The organism is Lysobacter sp. A421 (assembly GCF_054052145.1).
Genome location: NZ_JBSVRL010000002.1, coordinates 236223 through 257235, shown reverse-complemented (window position 1 = coordinate 257235; position 21013 = coordinate 236223). Strand labels below are relative to the sequence as shown.

At 65.4% G+C, this 21013-nt stretch carries 20 protein-coding genes; 8 read left to right on the top strand and 12 right to left on the bottom strand.

Features of this window, described 5'->3' with window-relative positions; all coding sequences use genetic code 11:
* Positions 1-8: 8 nt before the first annotated feature.
* Positions 9-1385 (bottom strand): DNA recombination protein RmuC, encoded by a 1377-nt coding sequence (locus ACW7G6_RS06600; protein ID WP_456997842.1) that lies wholly within the window; start codon positions 1383-1385, stop codon positions 9-11.
* Positions 1386-1479: 94 nt separating this feature from the next.
* On the opposite strand from ACW7G6_RS06600, the gene ACW7G6_RS06595 reads away from it, so the two are divergent.
* On the top strand, positions 1480-1824 hold the full coding sequence (locus ACW7G6_RS06595; RefSeq protein ID WP_456977910.1) for a GFA family protein: 345 nt from the start codon (positions 1480-1482) through the stop codon (positions 1822-1824).
* Between the two features lie 473 nt (positions 1825-2297).
* On the opposite strand, the gene ACW7G6_RS06590 is transcribed toward ACW7G6_RS06595, so the two are convergent.
* Complete coding sequence (locus ACW7G6_RS06590) at positions 2298-3479, bottom strand: class I SAM-dependent rRNA methyltransferase (protein ID WP_456997841.1); 1182 nt, start codon at positions 3477-3479, stop codon at positions 2298-2300.
* Between the two features lie 61 nt (positions 3480-3540).
* Here ACW7G6_RS06590 and ACW7G6_RS06585 point away from each other — a divergent pair, with 61 nt between their 5' ends.
* Entirely contained in the window at positions 3541-4323 is a 783-nt protein-coding gene (locus ACW7G6_RS06585; RefSeq protein WP_456997840.1) for a rhomboid family intramembrane serine protease, read from the top strand.
* Between the two features lie 20 nt (positions 4324-4343).
* Here the strand turns inward: ACW7G6_RS06585 and ACW7G6_RS06580 are convergent, their stop codons facing one another.
* Together ACW7G6_RS06580 and ACW7G6_RS06575 are read right to left on the bottom strand one after the other, a co-directional pair.
* Entirely contained in the window at positions 4344-5831 is a 1488-nt protein-coding gene (locus ACW7G6_RS06580; protein ID WP_456997839.1) for an ABC transporter permease/substrate-binding protein, read from the bottom strand.
* Positions 5822-6559: an ATP-binding cassette domain-containing protein gene (locus ACW7G6_RS06575; RefSeq protein ID WP_456997838.1), complete on the bottom strand. Its 738-nt coding sequence runs from the start codon at positions 6557-6559 to the stop codon at positions 5822-5824. Before ACW7G6_RS06575 ends, ACW7G6_RS06580 begins: the two co-directional genes overlap by 10 nt.
* 113 nt (positions 6560-6672) lie before the next feature.
* Between ACW7G6_RS06575 and ACW7G6_RS06570 the strand changes: the two genes are divergently transcribed.
* Both ACW7G6_RS06570 and ACW7G6_RS06565 read left to right on the top strand, forming a co-directional pair.
* Positions 6673-7701, top strand: a complete 1029-nt coding sequence (locus ACW7G6_RS06570; protein ID WP_456997837.1) for a TIGR00266 family protein — start codon at positions 6673-6675, stop codon at positions 7699-7701.
* Positions 7702-7763: 62 nt separating this feature from the next.
* A complete protein-coding gene (locus ACW7G6_RS06565) occupies positions 7764-8810 on the top strand; it encodes a patatin-like phospholipase family protein (protein WP_456997836.1) in 1047 nt (348 codons plus the stop codon).
* A gap of 42 nt (positions 8811-8852) precedes the next feature.
* Here the strand turns inward: ACW7G6_RS06565 and ACW7G6_RS06560 are convergent, their stop codons facing one another.
* Complete coding sequence (locus ACW7G6_RS06560; protein ID WP_456962721.1) at positions 8853-9335, bottom strand: Lrp/AsnC family transcriptional regulator; 483 nt, start codon at positions 9333-9335, stop codon at positions 8853-8855.
* A 141-nt stretch (positions 9336-9476) separates the two neighbouring features.
* On the opposite strand from ACW7G6_RS06560, the gene phhA reads away from it, so the two are divergent.
* The gene (gene phhA, locus ACW7G6_RS06555) at positions 9477-10367 is read left to right on the top strand and encodes a phenylalanine 4-monooxygenase (protein WP_456997835.1); all 891 of its coding nucleotides are present in this window, start codon (positions 9477-9479) and stop codon (positions 10365-10367) included.
* Between the two features lie 5 nt (positions 10368-10372).
* Here the strand turns inward: phhA and ACW7G6_RS06550 are convergent, their stop codons facing one another.
* Positions 10373-11095 carry a hypothetical protein gene (locus tag ACW7G6_RS06550; RefSeq protein ID WP_456997834.1) on the bottom strand — a complete coding sequence of 241 codons (723 nt, stop codon included), beginning with the start codon at positions 11093-11095 and terminating at the stop codon, positions 10373-10375.
* Positions 11096-11240: 145 nt separating this feature from the next.
* On the opposite strand from ACW7G6_RS06550, the gene ACW7G6_RS06545 reads away from it, so the two are divergent.
* The gene (locus ACW7G6_RS06545; RefSeq protein WP_456977899.1) at positions 11241-12317 is read left to right on the top strand and encodes a class 1 fructose-bisphosphatase; all 1077 of its coding nucleotides are present in this window, start codon (positions 11241-11243) and stop codon (positions 12315-12317) included.
* A gap of 339 nt (positions 12318-12656) precedes the next feature.
* A complete protein-coding gene (locus ACW7G6_RS06540) occupies positions 12657-14042 on the top strand; it encodes a sigma-54 interaction domain-containing protein (RefSeq protein ID WP_456997833.1) in 1386 nt (461 codons plus the stop codon).
* Positions 14043-14066: 24 nt separating this feature from the next.
* Here the strand turns inward: ACW7G6_RS06540 and ACW7G6_RS06535 are convergent, their stop codons facing one another.
* The 6 genes from ACW7G6_RS06535 to ACW7G6_RS06510 form a co-directional block, all read right to left on the bottom strand.
* A complete protein-coding gene (locus ACW7G6_RS06535) occupies positions 14067-15410 on the bottom strand; it encodes a transporter (RefSeq protein ID WP_456998132.1) in 1344 nt (447 codons plus the stop codon).
* A gap of 97 nt (positions 15411-15507) precedes the next feature.
* A complete protein-coding gene (locus tag ACW7G6_RS06530) occupies positions 15508-16299 on the bottom strand; it encodes a hypothetical protein (protein WP_456977897.1) in 792 nt (263 codons plus the stop codon).
* Positions 16300-16311: 12 nt separating this feature from the next.
* Positions 16312-16971: a C39 family peptidase gene (locus ACW7G6_RS06525; protein WP_456963052.1), complete on the bottom strand. Its 660-nt coding sequence runs from the start codon at positions 16969-16971 to the stop codon at positions 16312-16314.
* 159 nt (positions 16972-17130) lie between these two features.
* Entirely contained in the window at positions 17131-18711 is a 1581-nt protein-coding gene (locus ACW7G6_RS06520) for an adhesin (protein WP_456977896.1), read from the bottom strand.
* A 49-nt stretch (positions 18712-18760) separates the two neighbouring features.
* On the bottom strand, positions 18761-19408 hold the full coding sequence (locus ACW7G6_RS06515) for a hypothetical protein (RefSeq protein WP_456977895.1): 648 nt from the start codon (positions 19406-19408) through the stop codon (positions 18761-18763).
* A 2-nt stretch (positions 19409-19410) separates the two neighbouring features.
* A complete protein-coding gene (locus ACW7G6_RS06510) occupies positions 19411-19929 on the bottom strand; it encodes a hypothetical protein (protein ID WP_456977894.1) in 519 nt (172 codons plus the stop codon).
* 329 nt (positions 19930-20258) lie between these two features.
* On the opposite strand from ACW7G6_RS06510, the gene ACW7G6_RS06505 reads away from it, so the two are divergent.
* Complete coding sequence (locus ACW7G6_RS06505) at positions 20259-21002, top strand: 2OG-Fe(II) oxygenase (protein WP_456977892.1); 744 nt, start codon at positions 20259-20261, stop codon at positions 21000-21002.
* Positions 21003-21013 lie beyond the last annotated feature (11 nt).

Sequence of the window (21013 nt, the reverse complement as noted above, 5' to 3'; positions counted from 1 at the left end):
AGCCAGGCTCAACCCTCGTCTTCATCATCAACCTCGAGCGTGGCACCCAGCAGGCGTTGACTCTGGTCGGCCGGTAGTGTCTCCACGCCCTTGAGCTTGCGCTCGATCGCCCGGGTACGCACGCCGGCAGCGTCGATGCTGTTGCGCACCGTGTCGAGCTGGTTGCGGGTTTTCTCCAACACCCCGGCGAACTTGCCGAACTCGCTCTTGACCGCGCCCAGCAGTTGCCAGACCTCGCTGGAGCGCTGCTCGATCGCCAGGGTGCGAAAGCCCATCTGCAAGCTGTTGAGCAGGGCCAGCAGGGTGGTCGGGCCGACTACGGTGACCCGGTATTCGCGCTGCAGGTTCTCGAACAGGCCGGGGCGACGCAGCACTTCGGCAAACAGGCCCTCGGTGGGCAGGAACATCAACGCGAAATCGGTGGTGTGAGGCGGAGCGACATAGGCTTGCTGGATCTTCTTGGCCTCATCGCGAATACGGCGCTCCAGCGCCAACGACGACACCGCGACGGCCTCCGCGTCCGCCCGGTCCTGCGCATCCAGCAGGCGCTCGTAATCCTCGCGCGGAAACTTGGCATCGATCGGCAACCGCACCGGGGTGTCCGGCCGGGTACCGGGCAAGCGCACCGCGAACTCGACCCGCTGGCTGCTGCCCGGCACCGTGGCGTAGTTGCAGTCGAACTGCTCCACGGTGAGCACCTGCTCCAGCAACGCACCCAACTGCACCTCGCCAAACGTGCCGCGGGTCTTGACGTTGGTCAGCAGGCGCTTGAGGTCACCGACACCGCTGGCCAGCTGCTGCATCTCGCCGAGCCCGCGCTGGACCTGCTCCAGCCGCTCCGACACCAACCGGAACGACTCGCCCAGCCGCGTCTCCAGGGTGGTCTGCAGTTTCTCGTCAACGGTCGCGCGCATCAGCTCCAACTTGGCAGCATTGTCGGTCTGCAGCTCGCGAAGCTTCTGCTCGAGCGTGGTGCGCATCTCGCCGATGCGCAGCTCGTTGCGCTGGGTCAACTCGGTCAACCGCTGGCCGACCGCATCGCTGGAGCGCTGCTGCAGTTCGGCGCCCTCGCTGCGCGCCTTGCGCGCGTCCTCCAGCAGCGCGTCGCGCAACAGGTCCAGCCGCTGGTCGGTACGCACGGTCAGCTCGGTCAGCTTGCCGCCGAAGCCTTCCATGCGCGTGTCCTGCTGCTGGGCGATGCTGTCCAGCTGCTGGCGCAACTCGCCGCGGCCGTCGCGCTGCTCATCGCGCAAGGCCTGCTCCAGCCCGGCCCGGTGGGCCTCCAGCACCGCATCGGGCTTGCGCAGCAACAGCAGGACCAGCAATACGATCGCGACCAGGACCGCGAGCAGCAGGATTATCAGCAGCAATGAGGATTCAGGCATGCCACCAGTGTATCCGGCGCCGTCGCGGCAGTTGAGACGCGGGGGCGGGAGAGTATCGTCACCACACCCCATCGGCCGATGAAGGAGGCCCGCGATGACCCACAAGGGAAGCTGCCACTGCGGCAAGATAACGTTCGAAGCCGACGGCGAGATCGGTACCGCGGTGTCGTGCAACTGCTCGATCTGCCAGCGCAAGGGCTCGCTGCTGTGGTTCGTGCCACGCGACCGCCTGCGCGTCACCGGCGAGGACGCGCTGTCGATCTACACCTTCAACAAGCACCTGATTGAACACCGCTTCTGCGCTACCTGCGGGATCCATCCGTACGGTGAGGGCGTCGACCCCAAGGGCAACGCAGTAGCGGCGATCAACATCCGCTGCCTGGAAGACATCGATCTGGAGGCAATCCCGGTCCACCCTTACGACGGGCGCGCCTTGTAGCTCTACCGGCTTCGGAGCGCCCGTCCTGCGCAGGAGGCGGCCTGCGGGGGGATTGCTCCAGCCCTTCGTCAGGGCATCCTGCCCTGAGGCGGGCCGCGGGCCATCCATGGCCCGCTTTTCCGCAATCCCCCCACAGTCCGCCTCCTGCCCCACCGGCTGCTGTTTCGGTGCCGATCAACGGCCTAAAGTCCATGGATCCCCGCTTTCGCGGGGATGACGGTTTGTTGGGAGATGACGCTCACTCAAAGAACCGCCGGCAGCCAAACGCCGAAGCGGTATCCGGTAACGCCGAAGCGGCGTCCGGTGTGGGTATTGCGGAGAGTGCGCCATGGATGGCGCACGGCGGTGAGTGCGGCCATGGATGGCCGCCCGAACCGAGTAGCAATACCCGCACCGGGCGTCGCCCATCCGGCGCCCGCACCCTCTCGCTCTCGCGGTTGTTCTTGCTGTTGCTGTTGCTGTTGCGGCGGCGCTTAGTCCAACACCCTGCAGAACACCGCTTTCAGGTAACGCGACTCCTGCACCTGCGCCAGCCACGGGTGGTCGGCCCCGGCGCCGGCGACCTTGAGGATCTGCACGGTGCGGTTGGAGTAGAACGCCGCGCGCCGGATCATGTCGAGGAACTGATCCTCCGCCACCAGCCCGGTGCACGAGAACGTCGCCAGCAGCCCGCCGGGCTTGACCACGCTCATCGCCAGCTTGTTCATGTCCAGGTACTTCTTCAGCGCAGGAATCACCTGCTCGCGGTCGCGGGTCATCTTGGCCGGGTCCAGGATCACCACGTCGTATTGCTCGCCCGCGTTGCCCGCATCGCGCAACCACGGAAAAATATCGGCCTGGATAAACTTGACGTGAGCGTTGTTGAGCTTGGCGTTGCCCTTGGCGATCGACAGCACGTCGGCATCGATATCGACCCCGACCACCTCGGCCGCACCACGCGCCGCGGCGTAGATGCCAAAGCCGCCGGTGTTGCAGCACAGGTCCAGCACGCGCTTGCCTTCGACGTGCTGGCTCAACCACTGGCGGTTCTCGCGCTGGTCGGCGAAGAAGCCGGTCTTGTGCGCCCCGCACGGATCGGCGCGGAACTTGATGCCGTGCTCGGTGATCACGCTGGGCTGGACCGGCTCGGTGCCACGGAAGTCGAAGCTCTCCTGCTTCTGCACATGCTCATCGGCAAACATGTAGAAGCGGCAACCGGGGAACTGCTCGCGCAACGCCGCCTGGATCCACTCGCGGTAGCGGAACGCACCGGCGCTGAAGAACTCCAGCACCAGCAAGTCGGCGTAACGGTCGATCACCAGACCGGAGATGCCGTCGCCCTCGCTGTGGAACACGCGCCAGGCATCGCTGACCTCGTCGAGCTTCAGCACGTCCCGGCGCAGCGATACCGCCGCGGCAATCTTGCGTGCGAACCAGTCCGCATCGATCACCGCATTGGGGTTGTGGTCGAGCATGCGCAAGGCGATGCGCGAGTGGCCGTTGTAGAAGCCGCGACCGATCATGTCGCCATCCACCCCGATCACATCGACGATCTCGCCGGACCTGGGCCGCTTTTCGGGCTTGGCGACCAGCCTCTGGAAGATCCACGGGTGCGAGGATTTCCAGGCGTTCTTCAGGTGGACGGTGGGGATGGCAGCAGGGATTGCATTGTTCATCCGGCCATTCTACCGGGGCCGCAAGCCTTGTATTTGCCGCCGCGGTCTCCACAGTTGAGTGATGGCTGCCACTGATGACATTGAAGCCCGCCCGCTGGACGCCAAGACCCAGCGCGCGGTGGACCGAAAGCGCTGGATGGGCGCATTCAACCTCAGCCTGGGGTTCGTGTTGCTGCTGGTGGTGGTGCTTTCCGCCCAGGGCAGCGTGGACCTGCGTAACTGGATGGTGCAGCCATGGTCGGCGATCGGCCTGCTGGGCCTGATCGGCGCGCCGCTGTTGCATAGCTCTTTCGACCATCTGGTCGCCAATGCGATCTCGCTGCTGATGCTGGGCACGCTCGCCGGCGGCATGTACCCGCACGCCACGGTGCGTGCACTGCCGCTGATGTGGCTGGGTTCCGGGCTGGGCGCGTGGTTGCTGGGCGAGGCCGGCTCGCATCACCTCGGCGCGAGTGGCATCACCCACGGCCTGATGTTCCTGGTGTTCGTGCTCGGCCTGCTGCGCCGCGACCGGCCGGCGATTGCAGCGGCGATGATCGCGTTCTTCCTCTATGGCGGCATGTTGCTGACGGTGTTCCCGCGCGAGGTCGGGGTGTCCTGGCAGGCCCACCTCGGCGGCGCCATCGGTGGGGTGCTTGCCGCCTTGCTGTGGCGTCGGCTGGACCCGCAACCCCCACGCAAGAAGTACAGCTGGGATCTGGAAGAGGAGCAAGCGGCGGCAGAAGCGCTACGCGACCAGCGCGACAGCCTGGAGCCACCCTCGCCCGATGACGTGCCGGTGTTGTGGCATCGGCCCGAGGATGACCAACGCGGCGTAGTGTTGCCGTTCCGGCGGCGCGAGTGATGCCTGCCCCGGCGTAACGGTCACTGCCGCGCGGCCAGCCGCAATCCGCGCGGGGTCAGTCCGCGCTCGATCAGCTCGAATCCGCCCTGCACCACCAGCGCCAGCAATGCCGCCGGTACCGCGCCCTCCAGGATCAGACCGATGTCGTCCAGCCGGATGCCGGCCAGGATCGGCTGGCCATAGCCGCCGGCGCCGATCAGCGCGCCCAGGGTGGCGGTGCCGACGTTGATCACCGCCGCAATCTTGATGCCGGCCAGAATCGTGCCCAACGCCAGCGGCAACTCGACCCGCCGCAACCGCGTTCGCGGCGGCAACCCGAGCGCGGCGGCGGTTTCGCGCAACTCGCGCGGGATCCCGGTCAGCCCGGCGTGGGTGTTGCGGACGATCGGCAGCAGGCTGTACAGGAACAGCGCCGCGATCGCGGGCCCGGCACCGATCCCGAACAGCGGGATCATGAACACGAATACCGCCAGCGACGGCAAGGTCTGCAGCAGCCCGGTCGCGGTCAGGATCACCTGCCCCAGCCGCGGCCTGCGAGCGGCCAGTATTCCCAGCGGCAGTGCCACCAGCAACGCCAACCCAAGCGAGATGCCGACCAGCGCGAGATGCTCGCCGGTGCGCTGCCAGACCCGGGATGCGCGAGTGCGCTGCTCAGGTGCGGCGACGCCGAGCCAATCCGCCGCGACCGCCGCTTCGGTCTCACCGTCGATCTTCACCCGTGCGTTGAGCCGCTGCATGGTGGCCGCATCGATTCGTCCGGCCAGGCCCCGCAGCTGCTCCAACCAGTCCGGCGCGCGCTGCGCGAGGTCGGCGCGGTACAGATATACCGCCTGGTATTGCGGGAAATAGCCGCGGTCATCTTCCAGCACCGACAACTGGTAGTAGGGGATCTCGGCATCGGTGTTGTACAGATCGGTAACGTCCAACGCGCCGCTGGCGAGGCCGCGGTAGGCAAGATCGTGGTCCAGGCCATCGGGCTGCTGTGGCAGCCGGTATTCGCGTCGCAGACCGGGCCAGCCATCGGCACGCTGCATGAACTCGTTGCTCAGGCCGATCACCAGCGCCGGGTATGCGCGCAGGTCGGAGATCGTCTTGATCCCGAGTTCCGCCCCCCGTGTCGCCCGCATGCCCAGGGCATAGGTGTTATTGAAGCCCAGCGGCCCGGTCATGGCCAACCCGCGCTCGGCCAGCGCGTCGCGCACCTGGTCGGTGGTCGCGGCGGGCATCAACAACAGCTCCTGCTTCAGTGTCCCGGTGTATTCGGGGTAGGCGTCAACCTCACCTTCGATCAACGCCCGCCACAGGATGCGGGTGCCGCCGAGCTGGCGTCGGTGCTCGACCACGACGCCGTCGTCGCTCGCCAGGCCGGCGCCGATCTCACCCAGGATCACCGATTCGGTGAATGCCTTGGAGCCAATCACCACCGGCCTGGCCTGCGCCGCCGACACGCTGGCCCCGCAGACCGCCAGAATCGCCGCCAGAATCGCCAGCCGCGCCCTCACAGGCATTCCTCCAGGCTGCGCTGGGCGCTCATGAACTCGGTCACGAACGGCTCGACTGGTGCATCGCGCAGCTCACGCGCACGGCCTTGCTGGACGATACGCCCGCCGCGCAGCAACACCAGGGTGTCGGCCAGGTACGCCGCCTCGGCAACATCGTGGGTGACCAGCACCACGGTCTTGCGCAGCTCGGCAAACAACTCGCGCATCTGCGCTTGCAGCTCATGGCGGACGATCGGATCGAGCGCGGCCAGCGGCTCGTCCAGCAACAGCACTTTCGGGTCCAGCATCAACGCCCGGATCAGTCCCACCCGCTGGCGCTGGCCGCCGGACAACTCGGCCGGATAGCGTTGCAGCGCAGCGGCCGGCAGCCGACACAGAGCGGCCAACACCGTAATGCGCGCGTCGATTCGCGCCGTCGACCAGCCCAGCGTGCGCGCCAGCAACGCGGCGTTCGCAGCGGCGCTGAGATGCGGGAACAACCCGCCTTCCTGGATCACGTAACCGATCCGGCGACGCTGTTCCAGCAACTGCCCCGGCTGCAGCGGCTCGCCATCAAAACGAACCTCGCCGTCATCGGGCCAGTCCAGCCCGATCAGCATCCGCAGCACGCTCGACTTGCCGGCGCCGCTGGGACCGATCAGCGCCGTGGTGCGGCCGGCGGAAATGCGCAGGTCGACGCGGTCGAGCGCAATCACCCGACCGTGGGATTTGGTGACGCTTCTGAGTTCGAACACGGGTTGAGCATAGAGCAACCGCGCTGCCGCTCGTGTGCCTACCCGGGTTGAAGTGGCATCCGCAGCGGCGGGTAAACTCGGATTCCCACCCGACCAGAACACAAGGATTCGCCATGGACCGTTGGTACTTCAGCGCCGGCAGCAACAGCCCACGGGTCGGCCCGCTCGACGACAACGCGGCATCCGCGTACGCGCAGCAGCACCCCGAAGACTTCTGTTGGCGCGAAGGGTTTGACCAGTGGCAACCGGTCGGCAATGTCGCCGAGTTGAATCTGGTGACCGCCGGGACTCCGCCGAGCATGCCGGCACTGCCATCAACCGGCTCCGGCCGCGGCCACGATGACCAGATCGACTACCGCATCGTCGGCAGCGACATGCAGTTCGTCGAGGTCGAGCTGGATCCCGGTGAAAGTGCGATCGCGGAGGCCGGCTCGCTCATGTACAAGGACGCTGCGGTGCAGATGGACACCGTGTTTGGCGACGGCAGCCACGGTGGCCAGAGTGGCGGCGGGTTCATGGACAAGTTGCTGTCGGCCGGCAAGCGCGTGGTCACCGGCGAGAGCCTGTTCACCACCGTGTTCACCCACGCCGGCCAGGGCAAGGCCAAGGTGGCATTTGCCGCGCCGTATCCGGGCACGGTGATGGCGATGAAGCTGTCCGACCATGGCGGCCGGCTGATCTGCCAGAAGGACAGCTTCCTGGCCGGCGCGCGCGGGGTCAGGATCGGGATCCAGTTCCAGCGCAAAATCCTGACCGGGCTGTTCGGCGGCGAGGGCTTCATCATGCAGAAGCTCGAGGGCGACGGCTGGGTGTTCGTGCACGCCGGCGGCACCGTGATGGAGATCGACCTCAAGGCCGGCGAACGGCTCGACGTCGACACCGGCTGCGTGATGGCCTATCACTCCAGCGTCGACATGGACGTCAAGGCCGTGGGTGGCATCAAGAGCATGCTGTTCGGCGGTGAAGGCATGTTCCTGGCGACCCTGACCGGGCCGGGCAAGGTCTGGTTGCAGTCGTTGCCATTCTCGCGGATGGCCGGACGGATGCTGGCGGCGGCGCCCGGTGGTGGCGGCCGCGACAAGGGCGAAGGCTCGGTGCTCGGCGGCCTTGGCGGCCTGATCAGCGGCGACCGCGGGTTCTAATCCGTGGTTCAAGCCGTTACCGGTATGCTCCCCGCTCCGCTCACCCGCATCACTGCCTGATCATGTCGACGAACGCGCCCTCGCGGTTGCGCCCGCTGCTGTTGCTGCCCATCGCCGTGCTGTTGAGCGCGTGCCTTGGCCAGACCCGGCCGACGCCACCCGATGCCGTCGCGCCAGAGCCGGTGGTGCCCGACATCCGCATCGGCCTCGCCCTCGGTGGTGGCGCGGCCAAAGGTTTCGCCCATATCGGCGTGATCAAGATGCTCGAAGCCAATGGCCTGGAGCCGGAGGTGGTCGCCGGCACCAGCGCCGGCAGCATGGTGGGCGCGCTCTACGCCAGCGGCATGGATGCATTCGCGTTGCAGCGCCACGCGGTCGCGCTCGACGAGAGCAAGATCCGCGATGTCCGGCTGTTCTCGGGCGGCCTGATCAAGGGCCAGTTGCTGCAGGATTACGTCAACACGCTGGTCGACCAGCGCCCGATCAACGCCTTTGACAAACCTTTCGCCGCGGTCGCGACCCGGCTTGAGGACGGCAAACGCAGCGTGTTCCTGCGTGGTGACACCGGCCAGGCGGTGCGCGCCTCCAGCAGTATCCCCGGCGTGTTCGAACCCGCGGCGATCGGCCAATGGCATTACGTCGACGGCGGCGTGGTCAGCCCGGTCCCGGTCGACGCCGCACGTCAGCTGGGAGCGGAGTTCGTGATCGCGGTCGACATCTCCAGCCAGGCCAGCGGCCACATGCCCGACAGCCTGCTGGGCATCGTCAAACAGTCGGTCACGATCATGGGTCGCCAGCTCGGCACCCAGGAACTGGCGCGCGCCGACGTGGTGATCCGTCCCAAGGTCAACGATATCGGTGCCGCCGATTTCGCGCAGCGTAACCGCGCGATCCTTGCCGGCGAACAGGCCGCACTGGCGGCGATCCCGCAGATCCGCGCGCAGCTGGCGGCGATGAAGCAGGCGCGGGTCGATGCCGCGATCGCGAAGTCGCGAGCCGCGGCGGCGGCGAAGGCCGAGGCGATTGCCCGCTGCAAGGCCACACTAGGCTGGTTCGACGACAAGTCCGACTGCGACGGTGCCGCGGTCATCACCGACAGCGGCAGCTAGTTGCCGCCTGGCACCTAGGGCCAAGCCCTGAATCAGCGGCGTTCAGGATGTGGCACTTGGCAACGGCAACCCCCGGAACGCCTTGACCGTGCGCAGCACGAAACTTGAATTGACGTCATCGACGCCGGCCTGGTTGAGCAGCCGGTCCAGAAGGAAATGGGAGAAGTGCTCCAGGTCGCGCACCACGACTTGCAGCAGGTAGTCCATGTCGCCGGTCAAAGCGTGACAGGCGACCACCTCGTCCCACTGATTGACGAACTCCCCGAAGGCATCGATCGCCTTGGTGTCGTGGCGACTCAACTGGACGCGCACGAAAGCCTGCAGGCCGAGCCCGATATGTTCCGGACCGACCACCGCCCGGTAGCCGGCAATCACCCCCTCGCGCTCCAGTCGCTGGACGCGGCGCAGGCAAGCCGATGGCGACAGGTTGACCTGCTGCGCCAGCTCGGCATTGGTCTGCCGCCCGGCCTGTTGCAGCGCCGCCAGCAATAGGAGATCGGTACGGTCGAGGGTGGCGGTTGGCATATATATGCGCTCATGGTCTATTACACGCAAGTATCGTGCAATACAGCGGGCACCCTCTGCAACAACGCAATCCATTTGCGGCGGTTTGTCGCTACAGTTGTGTGTATCACCGGGTTTCCACCCGTTACAGGAGTGCCATGCATGGAATCGCCCAACCACAACCAACAATCCGGCATGACCGACAAGGGCTACGTGCCGGTGTATACCACCGCCGTCGTCGAACAACCCTGGGATCGCTATACCGAGACCGACCACGCGGTGTGGGCACAATTGTTCCAGCGCCAGAAGCAGGTCCTGCCCGGACTGGCCAGCGACGAGTTCATCGCGGCACTGGCGGCGATGGAAATGACGCCCGACCAGATCCCCCGGTTCACCGACCTCAACCCGACCTTGCGCGCGGCCACCGGCTGGGAATTGATCGGGGTGGAGGGCCTGCTGCCCGAACTGACCTTCTTCGAGCACCTCGCCCATCGCCGCTTCCCGGTCACCTGGTGGATCCGCAAGCCCGAGCAGATGGACTACCTGGCCGAGCCGGACCTGTTCCATGACCTGTTTGGCCATGTGCCGCTGCTGATGAACCCGGTGTTTGCCGACTACATGCAGGCCTACGGCCGTGGCGGCGTGAAGGCACACGGCATAGGCGCAGATGCGCTGGTCAACCTGACCCGGCTGTACTGGTACACGGTCGAGTTCGGACTCATCAAGCAGAAGGACGGGCTGCGGATCTACGGCAGCGGCATCGTCAGTTCCAAGGGTGAGTCGATCCACTGCCTGCAATCGGACGCGCCCAACCGGATCGGTTTCGACCTGGAGCGCATCATGCGCACCCGCTACCGCATCGACACTTTCCAGAAGACCTATTTCGTGATCGACGGCTTCGAGCAGCTGATGGAAGCCACCGGGCCGGACTTTGCACCGATCTACCAGCGACTGGCCGATCAGGATTCAATCCCCGCCGGCGAGGTGCGCGATGGCGACAAGGTCTACCAACGGGGGAGTGGCGAGGGCTGGCTCGACGACGGCGACGTCTGAGCCGATTACCCCGCCTTGGCGTTTGTATCGTTGGCGGCTTCGATGACGGACTCCGGCCGCAGGCAGCCAAAGGTCGCGATCCCGGTCGGCTCCGGGGTCACCTGGACCGGTCCGGTTTGTCGCGCCGTGACATAAAAGATGCGGCCGTCGTCTGCCGTTGCCTGGTACGCCTCCTTGTCACCCGTACCCTGGCCAGCAGGTCCCGGGGCCGGCGGGCGCGGCGGGAGCACCAGGCCCAGCGCCTGTCCGGCGGCGACGGCCAGCTCACCGGCACTGGCGCGCAAGTCGATTTCCAGCCCTTGACCGGGCTGACCCACCGCTGCAACGCGGACCGCCAGTACCGGCAAGCCGAACAGGCGCAGGCTGCCGTTACCGGTGCACCTCGCGCTGGCGGCGTGCAGCGGCTGGCCGTCGTCGGTCGTGTCAGCGGTCGGCATCGCCGGCGGTTCGGGGGCGGTGCCGGGATCGACTTCGCATGACAACGCGACGCCGTGGGCCAGCCACGCCGCCTGGACCCAAGGCGGTTGCTCGAACAGCTCGGCTTCCTGACAGGTAAGCCGGTCATCCAGGCTGAGTTGCTCGTCGCTGCCAACCGACTCGGTCAACTGGCGCGCCGGCGTGGCGCTGGCATCCACTTGCGGTGGGGCCGCAGGCGGCGCGGCCTCGCAGCCTGCCAACAGGCCGGCGGCGAGCAAACATGCAAGTGATAACGCCGAGTAGGTAGGCATGACACTCCAACCAATGGGGTAGTTGATCTAAACACGCCAAGACCGGTGTTGACACCCTGGACTCCTGACCTGAACCGCCGTGCCGCCGGTCGCAACCGGCTGGGCGGCTTACAATGCGGGCCGTTGCCACTGACGCCTCGATGCCATGACCCACGCCGCTGCCAGTTTCTCCTCGCCCCGCTCCCTGACCCGCTTCCTGATCGAGGAAGAACGCGCCGGTCACATCGGTCCGGACCTGCGCCTGCTGATCGAAGTGGTCGCACGGGCCTGCAAACGTATCTCCATCGAGGTTGGAAAAGGGGCGCTGGGCGGCGTGCTGGGAGACGCCGGGACGCCCGGTCAGGCCAGCATGAATATCCAGGGCGAGGCGCAGAAGAAGCTCGACGTGATCGCCAACGACGTGCTGATGGAAGCCAACGCCTGGGGTGGCCACCTGGCCGGGCTGGCGTCGGAGGAAATGGACCACAGCGTGCCGATCGCCGACATCTCGCCGGACGGTCCGCGCGGCAACTACCTGCTGTTGTTCGACCCGCTAGATGGCAGCTCCAACATCGACGTGAACATCTCGGTCGGCACGATCTTCTCGGTGCTGCGCTGTCCCGAGGGCGTGAGCGTGCCGGCCGACGAGCACTACCTGCAACCGGGCACCAGCCAGCTCGCCGCGGGCTATTGCACCTACGGCCCCAACACCACCCTGGTGCTGACCGTCGGCCATGGCACCCACGCCTTCACCCTGGACCGCCAGATCGGCAGCTTCATGCTGACCACCCGTGGGATGCAGATCCCGGCCGACACCCAGGAGTTCGCGGTCAACATGTCCAACCAGCGCCATTGGCAGCCGCCGATGCAGGCCTACGTGGCCGACCTGCTGGCCGGCAAGACCGGTCCGCGTGGCAAGGACTTCAACATGCGCTGGGTCGCCAGCATGGTCGCCGACGTGCACCGCCTGCTGACCCGCGGCGGCATCTTCAGCTACCCGCTGGACGCCAAATGCGCGGCCAAGGGCGGCAAGTTGCGGCTGATGTACGAGGCCAATCCAATGGCGATGCTGGTCGAGCAGGCCGGCGGCGCCGCCAGCACCGGACGGACGCGGATGCTGGAGGTACAGCCCACCGGTCTGCACCAGCGGGTGCCGGTATTCCTGGGTTCCCGCCACGAGGTGGAAGCGGCGGTGCGCTATCACCACGAGCATGACCAGAACCCCGACGACGCGAAGGCGTAAGCCCGCCACGCCGAGGCCCGCAACCCGTCGTCACTGGACTGGCGGTCAGAAAGTGGCCGGATACCCTTGCTGGTACCGTTGATAGCCAACGCCCAGCGCCGTATTTTCTGCCCCGCATCTTGGGATGACCGGCTACTGCCGTAGCCGGTCGTTTTGGCGTCGTCATGCGCCGGACAGGCCCCTCCGACAAGGGTCGAAGTCGTCATATGCCCGATTTCATGACGACGTCACCACCGCGTGGGTACTCATGGGCGCCGCGGGATGACCGATGCCACCGAAAGCCGATTGGTCGCGGCCGGGGCGGGCTGATCCGATTCGACCGGCTTTCGAAGGGGTCTCATGGCTGCGATTCCACACCTGTCCAGGCAATGCGTCATCTGGTTCGGGCGGCCACTGCAACGCGAACGCGATGCGCTAGCGGCAGCGGGTTGGCAAGTCCGCATTGCGAACCTGGCCGATGGCGGCGGGGTCGGCATGCGTGGCGGCGATACGGTGGTCGGACTGGTCGATTTTCGCAGCGCCGGTAACGACGGCTTGGCGCAGATCGAACCATTGACCTCCGACTACACGTACCTGTTGCTGATGGCCATCCGGCCCGCACGCGCGACGACCGCAGACCCCGCGACACAACGCCTGTTGGACCACTGCGTGAAGGTGTTCACGACCCCGGTGGATTTGACCAGTCTGATCCATGCACTGGATATCGCCATCGGCAGCCAGCACGGCGGCGATGCACGCGGGATCGATGCGTTGATCGGCAAAAGCCCGGTCATGCAGGACGCCCATCTGAGCATCCGCAAGTACGCCCAGGTGGACCTTTCAGTCTTGATCACCGGCGCCACCGGTACCGGCAAGGAAGTCGCCGCGCGGGCCATGCACGATCTTTCCAGCCGCCGCACCCAGCCGTTCGCTGCGATCAACTGCGGCGCGTTGCCGGCCAATCTGGTTCAGTCGGAGTTGTTCGGCCATGAACGCGGCGCATTCACCGGCGCTACCACGCGACGGGCCGGGCTGTTCGAATTCGCCGAAGGCGGCACCGTATTCCTGGACGAAATCGGCGACCTGCCACTGGAGGCACAGACCAACTTGTTGCGGGTGTTGCAAGAAGGCCACCTGGAGCGTGTCGGCAGCCACCAGTCGATCGAGATTGATGTACGGGTGCTGGCGGCGACCAATATCGACCTGGACATGGCTGTCTCGCAAGGACGGTTTCGCAGCGATCTGTTCTACCGCCTGAATGTGCTGCGCCTGCACATGCCCGATCTGACCGACCGGGCCGGCGACATCGAGCTGCTGGCCCAGCATTTCCTGGACGATTTCCAGCGCAAATATCCCGGCCGCGCACGCTCGTTCACGCCGCAGGCGCGCCAGGCGATGCGCAGCTTCGGCTGGCCCGGCCATGTACGTGAGTTGCTCAACCGGGTTCAGCGCGCCGCCGTCACCGCCGACACCGAGCTGATAACCGCACAGGACATGGGCTTGGCGGATGCAGGCGTGGCGGACGTGGATGGCGCCTTGCCAGCAGGGCACGGCAAGTGCGCTTCCGCTGCCGGCAACAACCTCCTGGACCGCGCACGCGAGGGCGCCGAACGCGACGCCATCCTGGCCTGCCTGCGTGACAGTGGATACAACGTCAGCGAAGCCGCGCGCCGGTTGAAGGTGTCCCGGGTAACGGTGTACCGGTTGTGCAAGAAGCACGGACTGGTATTGAGCGACCTGCGCTAACAGCGCCGCGCCGCCGGGCACCGGTTACAGCATGTACGGAACCTTGAATGACAGGCTGAAGTCCGGCGCGTCCGGGGTCAAGCCAATACCAAGCTGGCTGACCAGGGTGGTGTGCTCGCTCAACGCGTAGGTCACGCCCAGGTTGAACATCGCCGCATTGGCATCGCTGCCGATGATCTTCAGCCAGTCCTGACCGTCATAACGGGTGCGTGCACGTGCACTGAGCTTGTCGCTCACCGAAATGCTCAGGCTGGTGCGCTCGTTGAAGGCGAACGCAACGCCGGCGCCAAAGTAGAAGCTGCGGCCAAGCTGCACGTCACCGGGGTTGACGGTGTCAGGATTGTTGTCCAGATCGTCGAAACTGTTTTTGAACGAGTGGATATAGCCGAAATTCGCGAACAGGATGGCCGGGTCGGCGGTCTTGACCATCGACATGCCGATATTGGTCTGCCACACGCCGTTGCCGGTGGGCTCGTCTTCCGGCACTGCGAACCGGATGAAGCCGTCGTCATCGCGCTCCAGTACGTTCCAGGAGATCCCGTACGGCTCGCGTCCGGTGGGGGTGGTAACGCCAAGAGTGAGGATGGTTTCCGGCCAGCTCGTGCTCTCCGGATGCACGCGGTAGTTGCCGCTGACGGTGATGTCGCCGATGCCGTGACCCGTGGTGTCTTCCTGCGCGATCGCCGCTGCCGACCCACCTGCACCGCCCTTCTGGTACACCGTCTTGCGGGCAATATAGGGCACGTCCAGATTGAGGGTCACGCGTGGGCTGACGCCATACCGGGCGGCGAAATTGTAGGTCAGCGTGTCGGACTCGACATTCTCGATCGCGATATTGCCCAGGAAGATCGCGTCCAGCGCGAGAAAGCCGGTGAGGGTCAGTTGCTTGCGGTCGTAGCGGTTGTAGGAAACACTGTTCTCCAGCGTCAATCTGCGGTTGAACAACGCCGCTTGTTGTTGCTTGACGTCCTGCACGCTGCGGGTCGGGGCCTGCTGCGCCTGCTTGGCCTCGGCGGCCGTACTGGCGTAGCCTTCCGCCGACGGCGCGGGTGCTTGCACCGGGGTGGCAGCGGCCTGGGCTGCGGTCGCCGGTGCAGCCTGGTTCCGGCTGGCCACTGGCGCGGAGGTCTGCGCGGGCATGGTCTTGCCCTGCACGCGCGATTGCAGGGCCTGGACCTGCATGTCCAACTCGCGCAGGCGACGAACCTCCTGCGCGTAGCTGTTTTTCAGCAACTCCAACTCGGCCAGCAACGCCTGGACATCGGCCTGATCAGCGGCAGTGACGTCTGTGGCAACAGCTGGCGTGTCCTGCGCATCCGGCGCGGTTTGGGCCTGCTGGGCAAGCGCCAGGCCCGGCACGCCCGACATCAAGGCGCCAGCCATGGCGGCGGTGATCATCTTCATCGGCCAGGTTCCCTCGGTGTCCAAGCTGCCATCCGTGCTCATGAATCGGCTCCGCCTACGCCTAGTAACCGCCAGGGATGCCGCGGGTCAGGTTGATCGCCTGGGCCACGTTCTGTGAAAGCTGCACGTTGGCGGCGAGCGACTGCCGTACCAGGTCGATCTGCAACTGGTTGCTGACCTGCTGGTTGTCCGCAGTCAACTGGATGGACTGGCCGAGACCGCCATTGCCGATCCACTGCCGCACCGCGCCCTGGCCGTCGATGGCCAGCAGCACGCTGGCCGAGTTGTCCTGGAAGCTGGCGCTCGCCAACGCATTGCCCTGGTTCTGGGCCGCATTGGCACCGATGCCGGTCGCCGCGCCCGCCGGTGCGGACCCGTCACGGACATTCAGCTGGGTGATGTTGTTGGCGCGGTTGCCATCACCGGCAACCTGCACGCTTTGGGTCATGCCCGACACGTTGGCAAGCCCGGAGGCATCAACGCTACGCACCACCCCACTGGTCTCCGGCATCGCGGCATCCGCCGCGGTGATGCTGACCGTCGGGGTGAAAGAGATCGTCGGAGTTTGTGACTGACTGAAGTCCATACCCAACGCCAACGTACTTTGCAGGGTCTGACCGGACGCGGTCTGCCAGGTGGAGATCATCGACACCCCAAACCACGCCACTGCGTTGTCGCCAACGGTATAGCGACCGCGCATGAGGGCCAGTTCGGGGTCGGGGATGGCTGTCAGTCCAGGCGCAGCGGCCGGCCCAGGGGTTGCCTGCCCGGCGTCCTGCGCAGCGATGACCGGGACCGCTGGCAGGCAGGCCAGGAAGGCGGCGACCAGAAGATGAATTGGGCGAATGCGCATGATTGCGCTCCTTCAGAATAGATCCGCATGGGTGAAACCAAAATCCAGCAACTCCGCATCGGTGACTGGCGCTTGCCGGGCAAGCAATGCGCGTGCGCTGGGCCGGCTGACCGGATCCAGCAGCACGGTGTTTCGATTGAAGTCACTGCCTATAACGACGAATACCGCTCGCGAGGGCCACGACTCCAGGAATTCCTCGATCGGGACACTTCGGTTGCCGAGGATCGGGTCGGCAATCTCGGCATAGCCATCGACCACCTGCTTGAGCACCACGAAATGGCGGAAGCCACGCACATCCATCAACACCAGTCCGGGGACCCGCAACGTGCGCAACCGCGCCTCGGTGACCCGGTAGCCGCGACCGCGCATCCCAAGCGATTCCACGTAGTGCTTGATGTCCAGCAGCGAGAACCCGCGTTGGGCCACCAACTCCGCATCCGATACCCCCAGCATTCCCTGGATCACGGTCTTCTCGTCCGCATCCAGGTTGTAGGCGTAGCGCAGGATGGTCGCCAGCGCGGAGGCACCACAGCTGTAGTCGGTCTGTTGCCGGACCACGTTGCGGAACCGGCCCTCACGCATGCTCTCCACGTTGCCCGTATACACCGCGCCGTTGGGCAGCACGCCGCTGAAGGCGACCTCGCTGGCCTGGGCCGGTGCCGCCACTCCCATGCAGACGCATGACAGCAGGGCGGTGATCAATAGTCCTCGGTACATGGCTCATCCATTGGAAAGAGAAAGCCCCACTCCCGGGGGAAGTGGAGCGGGGCTTCCGGGGAACCCCCGGCCATCAGGGAGTGGCCGGGGTTTTACGCTCCTTGATGAATCTTGTTACTCAACAGGAGGAATTTCGCCGCCACCGCCGGTGGACGGCTGGGCCACGGCCATGGCCAGGCTGTTGGCCTGCATGTTGCCGGTGCCGGCCGACACGTTGACGCCGATGTTGCCCGATGCGGCGCTGAACGCGCTGCCCGACAAGCTGGCCGTGTTGGTGGCGTTGACCGCGATGTCATACCAGTTGGTGACACTGCCACTCAAGGTCGCGTCGAGGATCGCTATGCCCATTTCGGAATAGCCCAGCTCCCCGGACTCGCTGCCTTCGTACGTGCCGGCTTCATCGGTATCGAACGCAAACCCGCCGATTTCCGTGCCGGCATCGTCCACGTCGCGATACGGATTGTTGACCGCACCCTGGGCCTCGCCGTCGAAGTCGGTATGGCCCGAATCGTTACCGCCCGGGTGCGGACCTTCATCCCAGTCATCCGGATAGAAGTTGTGCGCCTGGTAGGCGTTGCCGGTACCGGCGTACTCGCCGGAGGCACTGCCTTCATAGCTGCCCGAGCCTTCGGCGACGGTGAAGCCATCGACAAAGCCGGTGATGTCGATATCGACAGTCTCGCTACGACTCTCATAATGGCCGATGTTGTCGGTCAGGTTGCCCGAGCTGTTCTGGTTGGAGCTGACGCTGGACTGCGCATAGGCACTGGTCGCGACCGAGGCTGCCAGCGCGTTCTTCTGCTGGTTGTTGTTGCCCGAAGTGACGTTGACCCCGATGTTGCCGGAAGCGGCATTGAACGCGTTGCCACCGATACCAGCATCGTTGATCACGCCGACGTTGGTGGTGAGGTTGCCGCTACCGGCCTGGTTGACGAACACCTCGGCGTCGGCCATGCCAAACGCAAAGCTGGCATCGGCAGCCGACAGCGCGGCGGCGTTGTCCTGCACGTTGTTGTCACCGGCGGCGACGTTGAACGCCAGGTTGCCGGACGCTTCCGAGCCGACGTCATCCTCGATCGAAGCGTCGTTGGTCAGCATGTCGTTGAAGCCCTCGTTGTCGCTGGAGGACTGACGGTTGTCGACGACCGCAATGGCGGCCGAATCAATGACGATGTCACCCGAGACGGTGGGGGCGCCGGTGATGGCGATATCGGAGCTCAGCGACAGGTCCTTCTTCAGGGACACCGCGACCTGATGCTCGTTGCCTTCCTTGCGGATATCGGAGTTGACCACTTCGTTGCGCTCGATGTTTTCCGTCACATCGCTGTTCCAGCTGTAGTCGCGGTCATCGTTGATGGACACGTCGCTGGTGTAGTCGCTGGTGTACGAATCGCTTACCGAAGTGCTGTAGCTGCGGTCGTCGTTGATGGACACATCGCTGGAGTACGAATCGCTTTGCGTGTTGGTGGTGTAATTGTTGACGTTGGTGTTGTCGGTGGTGCTGTTGGTGGTGTCGTTGTTGACGGTGGTATTGCGGGTGTCGTCGACGGTGATATCCCAGTCTTCCACGACGACATGGTTATGGAGAATGTCGGCGCTGATGTTGGGGTCGTCGACGGTTTGCGCGAAGGCCAGCGGGCTGGTCACCAATGCGGCGACAGCCATGGCGATGGCGGTTTTCCTTAGGTTGATCATGGTGTAACTCCTCTCTCTCTCTCGTGGTACTGCTTGAAAAACACGTCGCTCACGGGCCTCCATGCACCGACAGACCAAACTGGTTGCTGATGCTGTTACCGGATCCCGCGATCTGGTTGAGTTGCAGGACGCCCTCGAATCCCTGCAGCGCGGTGGACTCCACCGCAACGCTGCGCGTGCCGGTCATGGCCACGTTCGAATCCGGAAGCGGCTGCCCCCCCGCTGTCGCGAACACGGCCGATGACAATCCACCGTCGGTCGTCTCGCGTATGCCCTGGTTGGCCAGCGCGGCGGTAACAACGTTCAGTTCCGCGTTGCCACTGCCGCTGGCCTGGTTGATCGACACCAGTCCGCTCGTCCGATGGAACGCTCCGCCGCCAATGCTTGCCGCGGCGTGCAGGGGCATGTCGTACTGGTTGCCGGTTTGTTTCTGGACGGCCACGACCTGGCTATCGGCGCGCTCACCGCTGGAAAAGCTGCGCAGGTTGGCTTGCTGGTTGAAATCACCCGCCGCCAGGTTGACAGCGATGGCGCCATTGGCCGCGTCGAACGCCTGGCCATCGATCCGGCTGTTGGCCAGATAATCGAGCATGCCGGCGTAGTCATCGGCGGATTGTGCGTTGGCGGGCGCGACGGCCACGGCCAATACCGCGGCGCAGAGCACGGTCGTCAACGCAGTGAGTGAACGAATGTCCATCCTCACCCTCCCGGCGGCGCATTGGCGGGCGGCGATACCAACGGGAACTGCGACAGCGCGCCCTGCACCTGGTCACCGATGCCGCGGGTCACATTGCCGACCGCGCCCATGTGCACGCCCAGCGATTGGGTGATTCCACTTCCAGAAAGCATGCCGTTGCCGGAGGTCACTCCCGCCAGCGAGCCGCCGATGGCGCGGGTGGTCATCCGCTCTACGGTGGTAATCGGCCGCGGGCTCACGGCGCCGGCGCCCATGGACGCGTATTCCGCGTCCGTCAATTCGCCGGTGCCCAGCATCATGCTGATTTCGCTTTTCGGGGACGGGTCCACGATCAGTGCCATGCCCGGTGGCGGTGACCGGTAGGCATGACGGGCGGAGACATCCCGCAGCAGCACGATCTCACCCGGCTCTGCATTGACGCCCTGGTGGGCATCCGCCGCGAATGCCGTCGCTGGCGCCAGCAACACGCCCATGAACAGCGGCGACAGCAAATGACTGAGCTTGAGACGAGCGCCTTGCATGACATTTCCCCGCGGTAGGTGTCTAAGCCTCCACGCAGACACCATGCCAAAGCGGAAAAACCCATTATTTACAATGAGTTAATAGGATATTCCGGTGGTTCTATATCGCCGGTTGTTACACCTGGCTCACAGTCAAATCCGGCCAGGACCCCCCGATTTGGCCCATCGCCCCGCGGTGACTGGCTTTCAGCGGTGTAACGCCGGTGATACACATCCCGGCCGCAGAGTTACAACGCCGGCGTATGGTTCGTGCGCCCGGCTTCGATATCCGCGGGTCGGGTGCGAGAATGGCCGCTGTTGCCATCGCTCCGTGGAGCACCATGCCTGACATGACCGCCTCCCCCATCGAGTCCCGCACCGACCCGGATAGCGGCCACGTCGATGACTTCATCGAGACCCAACACGATGCGCTCGAACGCGACTGGTGCGCCGATGTGGTGGCGCGCTTCGAACGCAGCAACGACACCACGCCGGGTCAGGTCGGTGGCGGCGTACAACCCGACCTGAAGGACAGCCTGGACCTGACCATCACCGGGCGCGAGCCGTGGCGCGATGTGGAGGCTACGCTCAACAATGCGGTCCTCCGGGGCCTGCTGGCTTACCTGCGCCGGTATCCGTATGCGTTGATCGCGCCGTTGATGCTGGAGGTTCCGGACGCGGAAGGTCGGCATCATCGGCTAACCCCCGAGCGCCTGCGGGCGATGGACGATGCGGCCCTTGCGCCGGTGGTGCAGACCGTCCTGCGACCGGGGGCGATCAACCTGCAGCGCTACCGCGGCGACCGCGGCGGCTATCCCTATTGGCATTGCGAGCTTTATCCCCGCGACCAGCACGCGGAAACGCTGCACCGACATCTGTTATGGACGGTGTACCTGAACGATGAGTTTGAACAAGGCGAGACCGAGTTCCTGTACCAGCGGCGCAAGGTGGCACCCCGGACCGGCTCGTTGTTGATCGCGCCGGCGGCGTTCACCCATACCCACCGCGGCAACCGGCCGGTGGGCGGGGACAAGGTCATTGCCACCAGCTGGATACTGTTCCAACGGGCGCAAAAACTCTACGCGCAGGGGTGACGCGCTGGCGA